Source organism: Mesorhizobium sp. LMG 17147 (genome assembly GCF_024297145.1).
Taxonomy (GTDB): Bacteria; Pseudomonadota; Alphaproteobacteria; order Rhizobiales; family Rhizobiaceae; genus Mesorhizobium.
In genome coordinates this window covers 135,417-151,694 of the sequence record NZ_JANCTC010000012.1, presented here as the reverse complement: position 1 = coordinate 151,694, position 16,278 = coordinate 135,417, and the positions used below count along the sequence as shown (strand labels likewise).

Below are 16,278 nucleotides of genomic sequence, written 5' to 3'. Positions count from 1 at the left end.
TCGCTGATTGCAAGCTTGTCGGGGTACTGGCGGACGATATTTCTCAGGTGCTCGAAGGCCGCAATGTTGGCAAAATCGGCGCCCAATCTTTGAAATGGGCGCAGTACGGGACCACCCTGATCCAGTGGGTATTGTGGGACACTTGACCAATTATCGGAGGTCGTTGTCTGACAATCCACCGCTAGATCCTGATCCGCGACTTCTGATCCCAAATATGCCGAAGACATGAGTTGCCTACGCTAAGATTAGGGTCACTTATCGCCCCCCGCCCCGATCTTTTCATCGATCATTCTGATGATGCCCTTCGCCTGTTTCGCAAGCCGCGGGCCGAGCCAATCATGCCGAGCTCGCTGACTGCCGTGGTGCGCATGACACGGCGAGCACTGGCGTTTGTGCCAAGTTGGCAACGCCTGTTGGACACATGCCAAGGCGGGATCGAAGACCAAGGTAGGTTGAAGACGGAATTGCCGCTACGCAGGCATATTGCCTATTCTGTGTTTCTCCCGGGCGATACAGGCGATGCTTCGGTGTCGGAATAGCTGCCGGGGGCGAAACAATATGCATAGATCTGTCCCCGATTTTCGTCGGTCACGCGAATCCAATCCTTTTCCCACGTTCGGAAGGTAATACGCCCGCCCGTCATCATAGCTGCGGCTCTGAACGGACTCGGCGCGTTGACAACGCGCACCGATATAACATCGTCGCCGTCCATACGCTCGACGAGATACGTCTGCATGAAAGCCTCCCCATGCCCCGCTAGATCACCCGCACTTTAACGAGGGCTAATCAATTCGGTTGCAACGTGTTTTGCGAAACTTGGAGGCGATAGTTTCCATACCCACCGGCGCCGGGGGTCCCTCCCACTCCGTATCCGTCAGATTTTTTCAGCGACGGGAAGCCAGTACAGGTGAAGGCAGGCTGATTCCGGCCATGCCGGCCTTCATGACCACTGCGCCGTGTCGACGATCCGTTGGAGGAGAAGGCCTGGTGCTGCAACGTCAATCGTATTTGGCCAGGAAGCGCCCGACGGCGGCGAGGCAGTCGTGCTTTTCCTCGACATGCGGCATGTGGCTGGAATTCGGGAAGACCAGGCCTTCGACGCGCGGGATAAGATCCAGAAGGGGCTGGACGCAGGCCTCGGTCGCTTCATGGTAGAAGCCGCGGAAAACCAGGGTCGGCGCCTCGATCCGATGCAGGCGGTCGACGATGGTCCAGTCCCGCATCGTGCCGATGACGTGGAACTCATTGGGACCATTCATGGTGTGATAGACGGTCGGATCTTCCTCGATTGCCGCAAATGTCCGGGCGACCATTACACCGCGGCGCTGCGTTCCGCCGTGCCGATACCCGGCATCGACCGGGCGCGGCGCGGCCGGCTGGTGCTCAAGGGTGACCTGCCCAGCCCGATGAACCCACCCTCGGGGTGCCGGTTCCACGCCCGTTGCCCAGCTGCCACCCCGATCTGCGCAGCGAGCGCCCGCTTCTCCAAAGCATTGGCGAGGGCCGCCTGGTCGCGTGCCATCATCCAGCCGACGGTTGACGAGGGGAATTCTCGTTCAACGATATCCGGACCGTCAGCCGCAATCGTTGCTTCGGCGAGAATAGAGGCCGATCTGGACGCCGCACGATCCGGCGCTATGTTGCGCTTCGGCGGCCGGGCATCGCGGATGCCTAATACTAAAGTAACTGTTCTCGCGTTGCCGAGCGATGTTACGATTTGAAGGACGGTGGCCGTACAGCGCTGCGTGATTTTGCGCTGGAGAGGATGGAATATGGGAGGCCACTCTTCGTGCCGCAGCAGGCAGCCGCCGACATGTTGCTCGGCTGTCGACCATAAGGGAGGAAGTCACCAATGAAGCTATCGTACCTGGTCTCGGCCGCGCTTCTTGCAGCGACTGCGATGCCTGCCGCAGCCGCCGAGATTTCCGACGGCAAGGTCAAGATCGGCATTCTCAACGACCAGTCGGGCGTCTATGCCGATTTCGGCGGCAAGTGGTCGGCCGAGGCCGCCAAAATGGCGGTCGAGGATTTCGGCGGCAAGGTGCAAGGGGCGCCGGTCGAGATCGTCAGCGCCGACCACCAGAACAAGCCGGACATCGCCTCCAACATTGCGCGGCAGTGGTATGACACCGAACAGGTCGATTCCATCATGGAACTCACCACCTCCTCGGTGGCGCTCGCCGTCCAAGGGATTTCCAAGGAAAAGAAGAAAATTGATATCGTCACCGGCGCCGCGACGACCGAGCTAACCGGTAAACAGTGCTCGCCCTATGGCTTCCACTGGGCCTACGACACGCATTCGCAGGCAGTGGGGACCGGTGGCGCTCTCGTCCAGCAAGGCGGCGACAGCTGGTTCTTCGTCACCGTCGATTATGCATTCGGATATTCGCTCAAGGAGCAGACCGCAAAGTTCGTCGAGAGCCATGGCGGGAAGGTGGTTGGCGAGGTGCGTTACCCGCTCGGCTCGACCGACTATTCATCCTTCCTGCTGCAGGCGCAATCGTCGGGCGCCAAGGTCATCGGCCTGGCGAATGCCGGCCTCGACACCTCTAACTCGATCAAGCAGGCGGCCGAATTCGGTATCGTGCAGGGCGGCCAGCGGCTTGCAGCACTTCTGTTCACGCTGGCCGAGGTGCATGGGCTCGGTCTCGAGGCGGCGCAAGGCGTGGTGCTGACCGAAGGCTTCTACTGGGATCGCGACGACAAGAGCCGCGAGTTCGCCCAGCGGTTCTTCAAGCGCACCAACCGCATGCCGAATATGATCCAGGCCGCCACCTATTCAGCGGTGACACAGTATTTGAAGGCGATCGACCAAGCCGGCACCGATGGAACCGAGGCGGTCGCCAAGGAATTGCATTCGATGCCGGTGAACGACGTCTTTACGGCGAACGGCAAAGTGCAGCCCGACGGCAACATGGTTCACGACATGTATCTTTATCAGGTCAAGTCTCCGAGTGAGAGCACCAAGGAGTGGGACTATTACAAACCCCTGGCCACGATCCCCGGTAACGAGGCGTTCCTGAGCGCCAAAGAGAGCGGCTGTCCCACGGCCGGCGAGTGATTGGCGGACCGATGGCGCCGCCTGAACCGGATCGGCCGCGGGTAGTGCTTTCCGCCCGCGGTTTGCGGCGTGACTTCGCCGGCTTTGTTGCGGTCAGGAATGTCGATCTCGACCTCTACCACGGCAATATTCACGCGCTGATCGGACCCAACGGCGCCGGCAAGACCACCGTGTTCAACCTGCTCACCAAGTTCCTGCCGCCGACCAGCGGCAGGATCGAACTGCTCGGCCACGACATCACCCGCACCTCGCCGGCCAAGGTCGCGCGGATGGGCCTGGTGCGCTCGTTCCAGATATCGGCAGTGTTTCCGCATCTCAGCGTGCTCGACAATGTGCGCGTTGCATTGCAGCGACCGGGCGGGCTCAGCGTTCAGTTCTGGCGCTCGCTGTCGGCGCTCGATAGATTGACGCCGCGCGCCGAGGAGCTTTTGCGGTCTGTCGGTCTCGACGATGCCAAGAACAGGCCCGCCGCCGATCTCTCCTATGGCAGGAAACGTGTGCTCGAGATCGCCACGACGCTGGCGCTCGAGCCGAAAGTGCTGCTGCTCGACGAGCCGATGGCCGGCATGGGGCATGAGGATGTGCGCACGGTTTCCGACATCATCCGCTCCGTTGCCAGGGATCGCGCCGTGCTGATGGTCGAGCACAATCTGACGGTGGTGGCCGATCTTTGCGACTGGATAACCGTCATGCAACGGGGCGAAATCCTTGCCGCCGGCGACTACGCCACGGTCAGCCGCGACGAGCGGGTGAGGATCGCCTATATGGGCACCACCGATGACTGACGCCGCGCCGCTTCTTGCAGTCCGCGATCTCAACGCCTGGTATGGCGAGAGCCATGCGCTGCACGGCGTCGATCTGGAGGTCTTTGCAGGTGAAACTGCAACGTTGCTGGGCCGCAACGGCGTCGGCAAGACCACGACATTGCGCGCCATTATCGGGCTGATCCGCCAACGAACCGGCCAAATTTTTTTCGACGGCAAGGATCTGATGCGCCTGCCATTGCACCGGACCGCGCAGCAAGGCATCGGCCTCGTGCCGGAGGAACGCGGCATCTTCGCGACGCTAACCGTGGACGAGAATCTGGTGCTGCCCCCGATCGTCGCCGAAGGCGGCATGAGCGTGGAGGAAATATTCGATCTTTTCCCCAATCTGAAGGAGCGCCGCAACAGCCCCGGCACCAGGCTCTCGGGCGGCGAGCAGCAAATGCTGGCGATTGCGCGCATGCTCAGAACCGGCGTGAAAATGCTGCTTCTCGATGAGCCGACCGAGGGCCTGGCTCCGGTCATCGTGCAGCGCATCGGCGATCTGCTGGCGACGATGAAAAAGCGCGGTATGACGATCCTGCTGGTCGAGCAGAATTTCCGCTTTGCCAGCCGCGTCACCGACCGTTTCTACCTGATGGAGCACGGCAAGGTCGTGGCGGCCTTTCCGGTCGGCGAACTGCCGGATCGTATGACGCTGCTGCATGAAGTGCTGGGTGTATGATGGCGCCATGACGATGATCTTCGGAATACCCGTTCAGGCATTCCTCGGCCAATTGCTGGTCGGCCTCATCAACGGCTCGTTCTACGCAATGTTGAGCCTGGGCCTTGCTGTCATATTCGGCCTGTTGCGCGTCATCAATTTCGCTCACGGCGCGCTCTATATGCTCGGCGCCTTCATCGGCTACCTGCTTCTCACCCGGTTCGGCATCGGCTACTGGCCGGCTTTGATCCTGTCGCCGCTGATCGTCGGCGGCTTCGGCGTCGTGGTCGAGCGCCTGGCGCTGTCGAGGCTTTACGACATCGACCCGCTCTACGGGCTGCTTTTCACCTTTGGCCTCGCGCTCGTGCTCGAAGGGGTATTCCGTTACTACTATGGCGTATCGGGAAGTCCTTATTCCGTGCCGCCGCTGCTCTCCGGCGGCACCAATCTCGGCTTCATGTTCCTGCCCAATTATCGCGGCTGGGTGGTGGTAGCCTCGATGATCGTCTGTTTCGGCACTTGGGCGCTGATCGAGAAGACCAGGCTGGGCTCCTATCTGCGCGCGGCAACGGAGAACCCCGGCCTGGTGCAGGCTTTCGGCGTCAACGTGCCGTTGCTGCTGACCCTTACCTACGGCCTCGGCGCCGCTCTTGCCGGGCTTGCGGGGGTTCTCGCCGCGCCGATCTATCAGGTGAGCCCGCTGATGGGATCTGACCTCATCATCGTCGTTTTCGCCGTTGTCGTGGTCGGCGGCATGGGATCGATCCTCGGGGCCATCGTCACCGGTTACATGCTTGGCCTCGCCGAAGGCTTGACCAAGGTTTTCTATCCCGAAGCCTCCAATCTGGTCGTCTTCGTCATCATGGCCATCGTGCTTCTGGTTCGGCCAGCCGGCCTGTTCGGAAGGGATGCCTGAGATGGCCGAACTGACCCTTCGCGAGACGCGTGCCAAGAATTCCGCACGGCTTGAATGGGCGCTGGTCGGGCTCGGCATCCTGGCGCTGCTGGTGGCGCCTTTCTTCGTCTATCCGATCTTCCTGATGAAGATGCTGTGCTTTGCGCTGTTTGCCTGCGCGTTCAACCTTCTGCTCGGCTACACCGGCCTGTTGTCCTTCGGCCATGCGACGTTCTTCGGCGGGGCGGCCTATTTCACCGCGTACGCGGTCAAGGTCTTGGGCTGGCCGCCGGAAGCCGGCATCCTGCTCGGCGTCCTGGGTGCCGCGCTGCTCGGCCTTGTGATCGGCTTCTTTGCCATCCGCCGGCAAGGCATCTATTTCGCCATGATCACGCTGGCGCTGTCGCAGATGTTCTTCTTCTTCTGCGTGCAGGCACCGTTCACCGGAGGTGAGGACGGCATCCAGGGCGTGCCGCGTGGCAGGCTGTTTGGAATGCTCGACCTGAACGTCTCGGTCAACATCTATTATTTCGTGCTGGCAGTCTTCCTGATCGGCGTCTTCGCCATCTGGCGCATCATCAACTCGCCTTTCGGCATGATCCTGCGTTCCATCCGGGAAAACGAGGGCCGGGCCATTTCGCTGGGCTATTCCGTCGCCAACTACAAGCTGGCGGCTTTCGTCATGTCGGCGACATTGGCCGGGCTGGCCGGCGCGCTCAAGGCGATCGTTTTTCAGTTTGCCACGCTCACCGAGGTCACCTGGCAGATGTCGGGCGAGGTGATCCTGATGACGCTCCTCGGCGGCATCGGCACCATGGTCGGGCCGATCATCGGGGCCAGTCTGGTCGTCGGCCTGGAAAACACGCTCGCCACCTCGAGTTTTCCGGTGACCATCGCCACCGGCCTGACCTTCATGGTCTGCGTGCTGGTTTTCCGGCGCGGTATTGTCGGTGAGGTTTATGCGCGGTTTCTCGGGCCAAAGGGTGACGCGAAAGACTGAACGGTTCAGTTCCGCCTCGCTACGCGATGCGTAAGCCTTGCGCGTCGAGAAGCACGCAGCCCAGCGGATCGAAGCAGACATCGACAATTTCGCCTTCACGCAGCGGCTGGCCGTCGATCAGCGTGTTGGCGCGCACCAGCGTGCCGGCGCCGATGTCGATCTCGTAGACCGCATTGCCGCCCAGATAGGAGGTCGAGACTATCCGTCCCGCCAGCCTGTTGGCAGCACCGACGGTACCGACGGTAAGCTTCTGCGGGCGAACGACGACGGTGACCGCGCTGCCGGTCGCGAGCGCCTTCGGCGCCGCCGCCTTTACGACATGGCCGCTGGCCAGCGCGATCGTCGCAATCTTGCCGTCCATCAGTGTCACGCTGCCGGGCAGCATGTTGGCCTTGGCAAGGAAATTGGCGACGAATGCGGTGGCCGGCTGATCATAGACCTGCGCGGGGGAGCCGATCTGCTCGATCAGGCCGGCATTCATGACAACGATGTAGTCGGACATCGACAAAGCTTCTTCCTGGTCGTGCGTCACGAAGATAGCGGTGATGCCCGTCTCCCTCTGGATTTTCTTGATCTCAACGCGCATGTCCTCGCGCATGTTGGCGTCGAGTGCCGACAAGGGCTCGTCCAGCAGCAGCACTTCCGGCTCGAAGACGATGGCGCGGGCCAGTGCGATGCGTTGCTGCTGGCCGCCAGAGAGCTGTGATGGCAGCTTTGTCTCACTGCCGGGCAGCCGCACCATGTCCAGCGCCTTCTTGACCCGGCGCACGATTTCCGGTTTCGGCACGTTTCGATATTTCAGGCCGAATGCGACGTTGTCGAAGACGTTCTTGTGCGGAAAGAGCGCGTAGTTCTGGAACACCAGACCAATGTTGCGCTTGTAGATCGGGATGTCGTCGACCCGCTTTCCGCCGATCGAGATCTGGCCACTGGAGATGTCGACCAGGCCCGCGATCGATCGCAGGATCGTCGTCTTGCCGCACCCGGACGGCCCCAGCAAGGTGACGAAACTACCCTTGCCGATCGCCAGTGAAAAATCGCGCACAGCGGCGAACTTGCCGTAAAAAATATCGATGTCGCGAAACTCGACCGCAGGCTTTCCTGTCGGCTGCCTCTCGCCTTGGGCAAGCGGGTCGCCAGCGGCCCCGGCCGAAGCCGGCCGGGGCCGCTGGTCGTGGCTGTCGTCGTCATGCACCTTTCGACACCCTGTCCCATTGCTTGGTCCAGGCGTCTTCGTTCTTCGCCCAGTAGAGCGGATCGGCGAAGGTCAACGACTTCATCGATCCGGTCGGGTCGAAGGCCGGAAGTGCCGCGATCTTGTCGGTCAGCTTCACCTTGGTCGGGTCAAGCGATGGCGGATAGTTCTGGCCCTCGGCGACGGCGATCGACGTTGCCGGATCCAGCATGAAGTTGATCAGTTCCTCGCATTCGGCCATGGGCGAACCCTTGAGCACCAGCATGTCCTCCATCCACGCGTATGAGCCGGCAGGGTCGAGATAGCCGATTGGCTGGCCCTGCTGCTGCAGGGCGGCGACACGTCCTGACCAGGCGTCGGTGACGACGATCTCGTTTCGCGACAGGAGGTCCATCAGTTCCGCGCCGGAACTCCAGAACTTCTTGGCCAGGTCGCGGGTCTCGCGAACCTTGGCCCAGATGGCATCCATGTCCTGGATGTTGTTGGGATCCTGTTTCGTCTGCAGCGCCGCATACCAGACGCGCGTCGTCATATCGGCGTAGCCGCCGATCTTGCCGGCATATTTCTTGTCGGTAAGCAGGTTGGCGCCCTTTTCCTTGGCTTCCTCCGGCGAGATGACCTTGTTGTTGTAGGCGATGCCGGTGGTGCCGTAATCATAGGGCACAGCCGACAGCTTTGGCGTGATCTTGCGGAACGGCTCGATCATGGCGGTCAGCACATTTGCCATGTTCGGGATGTTCGCCTCGTTGATCTCCGAATTGAAACCGCCATTGACGTATTTGATGTAGTAGTTGACGCCGGAAGAATGGACGATCTGGAAGTCGCCCGGCTTCGACGTCTTGATCTTGGTGATGATCTCGTTCTCGTCGCCAAAGGTGCCCTGGACGACCTTGACCTTGGACTTGGCGGTGTAGGGCTGGAACGCGTACTTATCGATCGCTTCCTGCACCACGCCGCCCCATCCGTCGAAGCGCACTTCCGAAACCGCGGCCAGCGCCCGTCCCATCCAGGGCATGGAAAGTCCGGTGGCGGCGGCAGCGGCGGCCGTCAGCGTCAGGAATGATCGCCGGCTGATGTCGCCATCGGCATATCGTTCGTTGAGCCGTTCCAGTCGTTTGGTGGTTGTCACTTTCATTTCCGTTCTCCCATTTTCATTTTCACTTGCCTGCCTTGAACCAGGTGAGGCTTTGCAGGATGAGCCCGCCAGCCAAGGGAATGCCGACCGTCAAAAGGATCATGACGGTTCCGAGCGCGTTCACCTCGGGGCTGATCGAGATCTTCAGCATCGAAAGGATTTGCGTTGGCATGGTCTCGACGCCCGCCGGCCGCCAGAACAGGCTGGCCGAAGTGTTGTCGAACGAAATCGTGAAAGCGAGCAGGACGCTGGCAAGCACTGCGGGAATGAGCAGCGGCAGCGTAATCTCGCGGAATGTCGACACACGCGGCGCCCCGAGCGACAGCGCCGCCTCCTCATAGGAACGCTTTATGCCGACCATGCGCGCCTGGACGATCAGCACCACGTAGGGGAGCGTGAGCAGAATGTGGCCGAGCACCAGCAGCGTCATGCTGCGCGGCTGGTCGACGGCTTTGATCATGACCAGCAGGCCGACGCCGAGTATCGTTTCAGGGACCAGCGCGGGAAGAATGACAAGCGTGTTGATCGCCTGCTTGCCACGAAACTCGAAGCGCACCAGCGCCAATGCCGCCATGATGCCGAGCAGCGTCGTCACCGTCGCCGTTACCAGGGCAATCCACATCGATGTCCGGAAGGCGTCGAGAACCGGCTCGTTGGTGAGCAGCTTCTCATACCATCTCAGGCTGAAGCCGGTGAGGGGAAAGCCGCCGAACATCGAGGCGTTGAAGGAAAGCACGACCGTGGCGAGGATCGGCGCAAACATGAAGACGTAGACGCACACCGTGACCACGCCGGTCAGCCGCCACGCCCATTTGCCTTCGCGATCGGGATGATCCGCTCTCATGCGCTGAGGCCCTTCATGATCTGCGACAGGCCCATATAGCGGCTGTAGGCGGCAGCGGCGGCGCCGAGCAGGACGAACAGGACGATGGAAAGCGTTGCGCCCATCGGCCAATTGAGCTGCCCCATAATGGTATCGTAGATCAGGTTGCCGAACAGCGCATCGCGGCTACCGCCGAGCAGCTGCGGCGTCACATAGGAACCGGCCGCCAGCACGAAGCAGAGCAGCAGCCCGGCGCCCAGCCCCGGCATCGATAGTGGCAAGGTCACTTCGCGGAACGCCTGCGCGCTGGTACAGCCCATCGAGCGAGCGGCGGCGATCAGCGTGCGGTCGATACTTTCCAGGCTGACATAGACGTTCAGGATCATGTAGGGCAGCAGAAAATGCAGCAGCCCCATGATGACGGCGCCCTCGGTGTAGAGCATCGGCAACGGCTCGTTGATGACGCCCAGCCTAATGAGCGCGACGTTGATCAGCCCCTGTTCGCCGAGGATGTGGATCCACGAGAACGTCCGGATGGTGAAGCTGATCCAGAACGGCACGATGAGCAGTAGCAACAGCAGCCATTTGTGCCGGAAGGTCGTGGCCCAGATGAAATAGGCGGGGAAATAGCCAAGGATCGCGCAGATCACCGCGGTGATGGCGCCGACGCGAACGGTCTTCCAAAGAAAGCCGTGATAGTAGCTGTCGGTGAGGAATTCCTTCCAGTTATCGAAGGTCAGCACCGCCGACTCAACTCCGGCGGTGACGAAGGTGAAAAACGTGTAGACCGTCATCATCGCGATCGGCAGCAGCAGAAGCAGGGTAAGCAGTATAAGCACAGGCGCGACGAGGACCCAGGCCAGTCGCTGATCGTATAATTTCCACCCTTTGGTCACGACCCGTCCACACCAATTTATGTGCAAGCCGCCATAACCGGGGCTCGGCTCGGGACTAGATTGGGCGATCGGCGTTCAGGTGTCCACTCTGCATGTGACTCCAGTACAAACTCTGTGCAGGGCCACCGGTTGACCCTCGCCCTGCCGGATTCAACAAATTGCCCGGCGTTCCGCCTGCGCATTGATTAAATCAGTTATCTCGATATACAGGGTAAATTTCGGATATGGATTTCGCATGGGCCGGGCAATTTCATGAGTCGCAATTTTCTGGTGATTGAACCTGAGGAAGGCATTGCCGTGCTCAAGGGGCTTGCCTCCTCGGCGCGGATCTCGATGCTGAAACTGCTGCATGAGAAGGGGCCGATGAATATCAACGAAATCGCCGCCGTGCTGTCGCTGCCGCAGTCGACCGTCTCGACCAACATCCAGGTGCTGGAGGATGCGGGGCTGATCCGAACCGAGAACCTGAAAGCGAAGAAAGGCAGTCAGAAAATCTGTTATCCGACGGCCGAAGAAGTGCTTGTCGTGTTCAAGAGCGAATACCGTGCGGTCAAGAACGATGCGATAGAAGTGTCGATGCCGATCGGGCTTTACACCGGCTTCGAGGTTACCGCGCCCTGCGGCCTTTGTTCGCCGGACGGCATCATCGGCTTGCTCGATGTTCCCAACACTTTCCTTGATCCGGATCGCATGAAAGCCGGTTTGCTATGGTTCACGCGCGGTTATGTCGAATACCAGTTCCCCAACAATGCGAAGCTCGCCAATGCCGAGATCACCGGGGTTGAAGTGGCGATAGAGCTGTCTTCGGAAGTGCCGGGCACTAGCGCCGATTGGCCCTCGGACATCACGCTGACGATCAATGGTGTCGATGTCGGCACATGGACGTCGCCGGGGGATTTCGGCGACAAGCGCGGCGTCTTCACGCCCTCCTGGTGGAAGCTCAAGGGCTCGCAATACGGTAAGCTGAAGAACTGGCGAATTGCCAATGACGGCACCTATGTCGACGGCCTCAGGATTTCCGAAACCGGTCTCGCCGCACTCGATCTGAAGAGCCATCATTCAATCCGCGTCCGTATCGGCGTCAAGGACGATGCCGAGCGCCCCGGCGGGATCAACATTTTCGGCAAGGGCTTTGGAAATTACGATCAGGACATCCTGCTCAGGATCAAAACTGGTTGATATCATGAAACCGGGTTCTGAAGATAACTTAGCAATTTCAACTAGCTGGCTTTCTGCCGCGCCAAAGCGTTCGTCTAATTGTCCTACATTTGGGTATTTTGGCTTGACGAAGGGCTGTCAATCCCGCTTTGATATCTGGCAAGATGATTTAAATCATCATTTTTGATATCGATGGGAGGAATGCATGAAGGCAGCCGTTACGGCTCATCCGCATTATGTTGTCTCGGAAATCGATCCGAGGCTCTACGGATCCTTCATCGAGCATCTGGGGCGGGCAGTTTACACCGGCATCTATGAGCCCGGCCATCCGACAGCGGATGCCAACGGCATGCGTCAGGACGTCATCGATCTCGTCAGGGAACTCAATGTTCCGATTGTGCGCTATCCCGGCGGCAATTTCGTCTCGGCCTACAATTGGGAAGACGGCATTGGCCCCAAGGAACAGCGCCCAGTCCGCCTCGACCTTGCCTGGCACACATCGGAAAGCAACGAAGTCGGCCTGCATGAATTTGCCGATTGGTGCACCTGCGCCAACACCGAGATGATGCTTGCCGTCAATCTCGGCTCGCGCGGTCTCGACGAAGCCCGCAACCTTCTGGAGTATGCCAACCATCCCGGCGGCAGCAAATGGAGCGACAGGCGCATCGCCAACGGCCGCAAGGAGCCCTTCGACGTCAAGCTCTGGTGCCTCGGCAATGAAATGGATGGCCCCTGGCAGATCGGCCACAAGACCGCGGACGAGTATGGCCGCCTGGCGCATGAGACGGCCAAGGCCATGCGCGCCTTCTCCAAGTCACTCGAACTGGTGGTCTGCGGCTCTTCGAACGCCAAGATGCCCACCTACCCTGAATGGGAAGCGACGGTTCTCGACCATACCTACAACGAGGTCGACTACATCTCGCTGCACATGTATTTCGACAACGAAGCCAACGACGCTCCGAACTATCTCGCCATGAGCGAAAAGCTCGACGCCTACATTGTCTCGGTCGCCGGCGTCATCGACTATATCAAGGCCAAGAAGCGCTCCAACAAGCAGGTTTACATCTCGTTCGACGAATGGAACGTCTGGTACCATTCCAAGGAACAGGACAAGAAGATACTCGGCGGCAGCGACGGTTGGCCGTTCGCCCCGCCGTTGCTCGAAGACATCTATAATTTCGAGGATGTGCTGCAGGTCGGCCTGATCCTCAACACCTTCATCCGCCGTTCCGACGTCGTCAAGATCGCCTGCCTGGCACAACTGGTCAACGTCATCGCGCCGATCATGACCGTTCCGAATGGCCCGGCATGGCGGCAGACGATTTTTTATCCGTATCTGTTTGCTTCCAACTACGGCCGCGGCAATGCGCTGGATCTCAAGGTGGAAAGCCCGACCTACAGATCCAGCGTTGCGGGCGACGTCGCCTATGTCGATGTTGCCGGCGTGCACGACAGGCAAACCGGCCACGTCACCTTCTTCGCCGTCAACCGCCATTCGAGCGAGGCAATCGAAACAGTGGTCGACCTCTCCGGCTTCGGCGCGGCGGAGATCGTCGATCACCAGGTGATGGCACACGCCGATCTGAAAGCCGTCAATTCGGCCGAAAACCCTGGCAATGTCAGCCCCAGGAAGGGTGAGGGCGCCGCAGTCGCCGGCGGCAAACTAAACCTGTCGCTGCCGGCGTATTCCTACCAGTTCATACGCCTGAGGCTCTGAGTTCGGGCGGATCATCGAGAAAGCGCAAACGCTGAGGAGGAGCGTCGACGTGACGGCCGATATCGAGATCAGGAACGTGAGCAAGCAGTTCGGTGCCATGACGGTGCTGGATCATCTGTCGCTCTCCATAAGGGCACGCGAATTCATCGTGTTCCTGGGGCCGTCCGGCTGCGGAAAATCGACGCTTCTTCGGATGATCGCCGGTCTTGAAGCTGTCGATAGCGGCGAGATTGCCATCAACAACGAGCGCATCGATCATCTGCCGCCGGGCAAGCGCGGCATTGCGATGGTGTTCCAGTCCTATGCGCTTTATCCGCATATGACGGTGCGCGACAACATGGCCTTCGGCCTTGCGAATATCGGCGTACCAGGCAAGGTCATCGAGGCGCGCATCAACGAAGCCGCCCGCATCCTCGAAATGCCGCATCTGCTCGATCGCAAGCCGGGCCAGCTCTCCGGCGGTCAGCGGCAGCGCGTTGCGATCGGCCGTGCGATCGTCAAGGAGCCGAAGGCCTTCCTGTTCGACGAGCCGCTCTCCAATCTCGATGCGGCGCTGCGCACCCGAACCCGCATCGAGCTTGCCCAGCTTCACCAGCGGCTGCAATCGACGATGATCTTCGTCACCCACGACCAGGTCGAGGCAATGACGCTGGCCGACCGTATTGTCGTCATGAACAATCGCAAGATCGACCAGATCGGTACCCCGATGGAGATCTATGAGCGCCCGGCGACCAAATTCGTCGCGGGTTTCGTCGGTGCGCCGGCGATGAACTTCGTCGATGCGACACTCGACAGATCGGGCAAGAACGCCACGGCCAGATTTGCGGACGGCATCTCGGTGCAGACCGAGATCGCCTCCAGCCAATTGACCGATGACAACTACACTTTCGGCATCCGTTCGGAAGACGTGCGCATCGTTGCCGCCGGACAGGGCAATGCCGACGGCGTCGTCGATGTGCTCGAGCGGCTCGGCGAACGCACCCTGATCTACGCGCGGCTGGGCGATGGCCAGCAGATCGTCGGCTCCGATGCCGGCAACAGCCGCGTCGCCGTCGGCGACAGAATCGGGCTCGCCTTCGACGGCCAGAAATCGCATCTGTTCAACGAGACCGGCCGCGCCTGGCATGCGAGGGAGGCCTGAGATGGTTGACCGGCTGGCGACGTCCCCGACCGCGACGCTTGCTGTCGGCGTCAGAGCCCCTACCGCCGACATCTATGCGCCGCAATGGCGAAACTTCATTTTCGTTGCGCCATTCTTGTTCTTCTTCACCACGCTGCTGCTCTTCCCGCTGCTCTGGGGGATGTGGCTGAGTTTCCACAAGGCCGACACGTTTTCGTCCGGAAATTTTGTCGGTCTCGGCAATTACGCCAGGCTGTATCACGACAAGGTCTTCCTGCAATCGATCTGGAACACCTTCTACTTCGCGCTTCTGACGGTGCCGACGCTGGCGCTGATCGGCCTTTTCCTGGCGCTTTGCCTCAACCGCCGCACGCGCACTGCCGCGGTTTTGCGGACGCTGTTCTTTTCCTCGTCGGTGCTGTCGGTCACCATCGTCACGCTGATCTGGCGCATCGTCTTCATTCCGAATGTCGGGCTGCTGTCAACGATCTACGGATGGTTCGGCGCAACCGCACCGGCCTTCATTTCCGACCCCAGCCTTGCGATGATCGGCATCGCCATTGCCACCATCTGGTGGTGCATCGGCCTGCCGATGATGCTCTTTCTCTCGGCGCTTCAGCAGATTCCACAGGATATTTACGAGGCGGCAGCGCTGGACAACGCCAACCGCTGGCAGACGCTACGCTCGATCACGCTGCCGTCGATCAAGCGGACCTTCATCCTGGTGATCATCATCCAGATCGTGCTGCAATTCCAGCTGTTCGGCCAGGCCTGGCTGATGACGCGCGGCGGTCCGAACAACCTGACCAAGCCGATCGTGCTCTACATCTACGATACCGCATTCCGTCGCTGGGATCTCGGCCTGGGCGCCGCGGCATCGGAAATCCTGTTCATCCTCATCCTGGTCGCGGCCATGGCCCAGTACCTGGTGACGCGCAGCAGGGGAGACCAGGCATGAGCGCCACAGCTTCCATCGAGGGCCGGGCATTTGGCGACCATTTGTTATTGGCCCTGGTCATCCTGCTTTCGATCGTCATGATCGCGCCGGTTCTGTGGGTCATCGGCCTGTCGCTTAAGGACAATACGGAGCTGATGGCCGATCCGAATTCGGTGTTTCACGCGCCCTATACGCTGAAGAACTACATCAACACCGTCGGCACCTCGTCGGTGTTCATTTGGGTGCGCAACAGCATCATCGTCTCGGGCGGATTGACGCTCGGCACGTTGATCCTGTCGTCGCTCGCCGGCTACGGCTTTGCACGGCTGAATTTCCCCGGCCGAGATGTGCTGTTCGTGATCGTGCTGTTCGGCCTGGCGGTTCCGGAACAGGCGGTGCTTGTCGCCCGCCACCAGATCTTCAGCATGCTGAAGTTCCACAACACCTATCAAGGGCTCATTCTGCCGGGCCTTTCGGCTCCGTTCGGCGTCTTCCTGATGACCCAGTATTTCAAGGCCATCCCGAAGGAGCTGGACGAAGCCGCCATGCTCGATAACGCCAGCCGGCTCAGGATTTTCTGGAAGGTGCTTCTGCCGCTCACGCTGCCTGCGCAGGCGACGCTTGGCATCTTCACCTTTCTCGGCGCGTGGAACGACTACTTCTGGCCGCTGATTTCGGCGACGAGGAAGGACATGTTCACGCTGACGGTCGGCATGGCCTCGACTCAGACCAATTTCGCCCAGTCCGAAGGCATCGGCTTCCTGATGGCGCAGGCGGTGTTCGCCGGTGCCCCGATCCTGATCGTCTACCTGTTCTTCCAGAAATACATCGTCACGGCGGTCTCCGGCGCTGCGGTGAGATAACGAAGATAGCC

At 60.4% G+C, this 16,278-nt stretch carries 16 protein-coding genes and 1 pseudogene; 11 read left to right on the top strand and 6 right to left on the bottom strand.

The features are described 5' to 3' along the window. Positions 1-487: 487 nt before the first annotated feature. Positions 488-736 (bottom strand): hypothetical protein, encoded by a 249-nt coding sequence (locus tag NMG46_RS21240; RefSeq protein ID WP_254819531.1) that lies wholly within the window; start codon positions 734-736, stop codon positions 488-490. A gap of 262 nt (positions 737-998) precedes the next feature. Next, a pseudogene (locus NMG46_RS21235) lies at positions 999-1,310 on the bottom strand (alpha/beta hydrolase); the annotation flags it as partial. Between NMG46_RS21235 and NMG46_RS29955 the strand changes: the two are divergent. The 6 genes from NMG46_RS29955 (at position 1,191) to NMG46_RS21205 (ending at position 6,423) form a co-directional block, all read left to right on the top strand. Further along, on the top strand, positions 1,191-1,721 hold the full coding sequence (locus NMG46_RS29955) for an oligopeptide/dipeptide ABC transporter ATP-binding protein (protein ID WP_368389310.1): 531 nt from the start codon (positions 1,191-1,193) through the stop codon (positions 1,719-1,721). The pseudogene NMG46_RS21235 and the gene NMG46_RS29955 sit on opposite strands and share 120 nt — an antisense overlap. 131 nt (positions 1,722-1,852) lie before the next feature. Next, entirely contained in the window at positions 1,853-3,061 is a 1,209-nt protein-coding gene (locus tag NMG46_RS21225; RefSeq protein ID WP_254819530.1) for an ABC transporter substrate-binding protein, read from the top strand. An 11-nt stretch (positions 3,062-3,072) separates the two neighbouring features. Continuing rightward, positions 3,073-3,846, top strand: a complete 774-nt coding sequence (locus NMG46_RS21220; RefSeq protein ID WP_254819529.1) for an ABC transporter ATP-binding protein — start codon at positions 3,073-3,075, stop codon at positions 3,844-3,846. Next, entirely contained in the window at positions 3,839-4,549 is a 711-nt protein-coding gene (locus NMG46_RS21215; protein ID WP_254819528.1) for an ABC transporter ATP-binding protein, read from the top strand. Before NMG46_RS21220 ends, NMG46_RS21215 begins: the two co-directional genes overlap by 8 nt. 7 nt (positions 4,550-4,556) lie before the next feature. Continuing rightward, positions 4,557-5,444 carry a branched-chain amino acid ABC transporter permease gene (locus NMG46_RS21210; protein WP_254819527.1) on the top strand — a complete coding sequence of 296 codons (888 nt, stop codon included), beginning with the start codon at positions 4,557-4,559 and terminating at the stop codon, positions 5,442-5,444. A 1-nt stretch (position 5,445) separates the two neighbouring features. Continuing rightward, positions 5,446-6,423, top strand: coding sequence for a branched-chain amino acid ABC transporter permease (locus NMG46_RS21205; RefSeq protein WP_254819526.1), 978 nt, complete (start codon positions 5,446-5,448; stop codon positions 6,421-6,423). Positions 6,424-6,442: 19 nt separating this feature from the next. Here NMG46_RS21205 and NMG46_RS21200 read toward each other — a convergent pair whose 3' ends face one another. The 4 genes from NMG46_RS21200 to NMG46_RS21185 are packed head-to-tail and all read right to left on the bottom strand — an operon-like array spanning position 6,443 to position 10,472. Further along, the gene (locus NMG46_RS21200; protein ID WP_254819525.1) at positions 6,443-7,618 is read right to left on the bottom strand and encodes an ABC transporter ATP-binding protein; all 1,176 of its coding nucleotides are present in this window, start codon (positions 7,616-7,618) and stop codon (positions 6,443-6,445) included. Continuing rightward, complete coding sequence (locus tag NMG46_RS21195) at positions 7,611-8,753, bottom strand: extracellular solute-binding protein (RefSeq protein ID WP_254819524.1); 1,143 nt, start codon at positions 8,751-8,753, stop codon at positions 7,611-7,613. The genes NMG46_RS21200 and NMG46_RS21195 overlap by 8 nt, the downstream gene beginning before the upstream one ends. A gap of 22 nt (positions 8,754-8,775) precedes the next feature. Next, a complete protein-coding gene (locus tag NMG46_RS21190; RefSeq protein ID WP_254819523.1) occupies positions 8,776-9,597 on the bottom strand; it encodes an ABC transporter permease in 822 nt (273 codons plus the stop codon). Beyond that, the gene (locus NMG46_RS21185) at positions 9,594-10,472 is read right to left on the bottom strand and encodes an ABC transporter permease (protein WP_254819522.1); all 879 of its coding nucleotides are present in this window, start codon (positions 10,470-10,472) and stop codon (positions 9,594-9,596) included. Before NMG46_RS21185 ends, NMG46_RS21190 begins: the two co-directional genes overlap by 4 nt. A gap of 252 nt (positions 10,473-10,724) precedes the next feature. On the opposite strand from NMG46_RS21185, the gene NMG46_RS21180 reads away from it, so the two are divergent. The 5 genes from NMG46_RS21180 (at position 10,725) to NMG46_RS21160 (ending at position 16,267) form a co-directional block, all read left to right on the top strand. Next, positions 10,725-11,651, top strand: coding sequence for a transcriptional regulator (locus tag NMG46_RS21180; RefSeq protein WP_254819521.1), 927 nt, complete (start codon positions 10,725-10,727; stop codon positions 11,649-11,651). A gap of 184 nt (positions 11,652-11,835) precedes the next feature. Next, the gene (locus NMG46_RS21175; protein ID WP_254819520.1) at positions 11,836-13,347 is read left to right on the top strand and encodes an alpha-N-arabinofuranosidase; all 1,512 of its coding nucleotides are present in this window, start codon (positions 11,836-11,838) and stop codon (positions 13,345-13,347) included. A gap of 49 nt (positions 13,348-13,396) precedes the next feature. Beyond that, on the top strand, positions 13,397-14,488 hold the full coding sequence (locus NMG46_RS21170) for a sn-glycerol-3-phosphate ABC transporter ATP-binding protein UgpC (protein ID WP_254819519.1): 1,092 nt from the start codon (positions 13,397-13,399) through the stop codon (positions 14,486-14,488). A gap of 1 nt (position 14,489) precedes the next feature. Further along, positions 14,490-15,425: a carbohydrate ABC transporter permease gene (locus tag NMG46_RS21165; protein WP_254819518.1), complete on the top strand. Its 936-nt coding sequence runs from the start codon at positions 14,490-14,492 to the stop codon at positions 15,423-15,425. Then, positions 15,422-16,267 (top strand): carbohydrate ABC transporter permease, encoded by an 846-nt coding sequence (locus NMG46_RS21160; protein WP_254819517.1) that lies wholly within the window; start codon positions 15,422-15,424, stop codon positions 16,265-16,267. Before NMG46_RS21165 ends, NMG46_RS21160 begins: the two co-directional genes overlap by 4 nt. Positions 16,268-16,278: the final 11 nt, after the last annotated feature.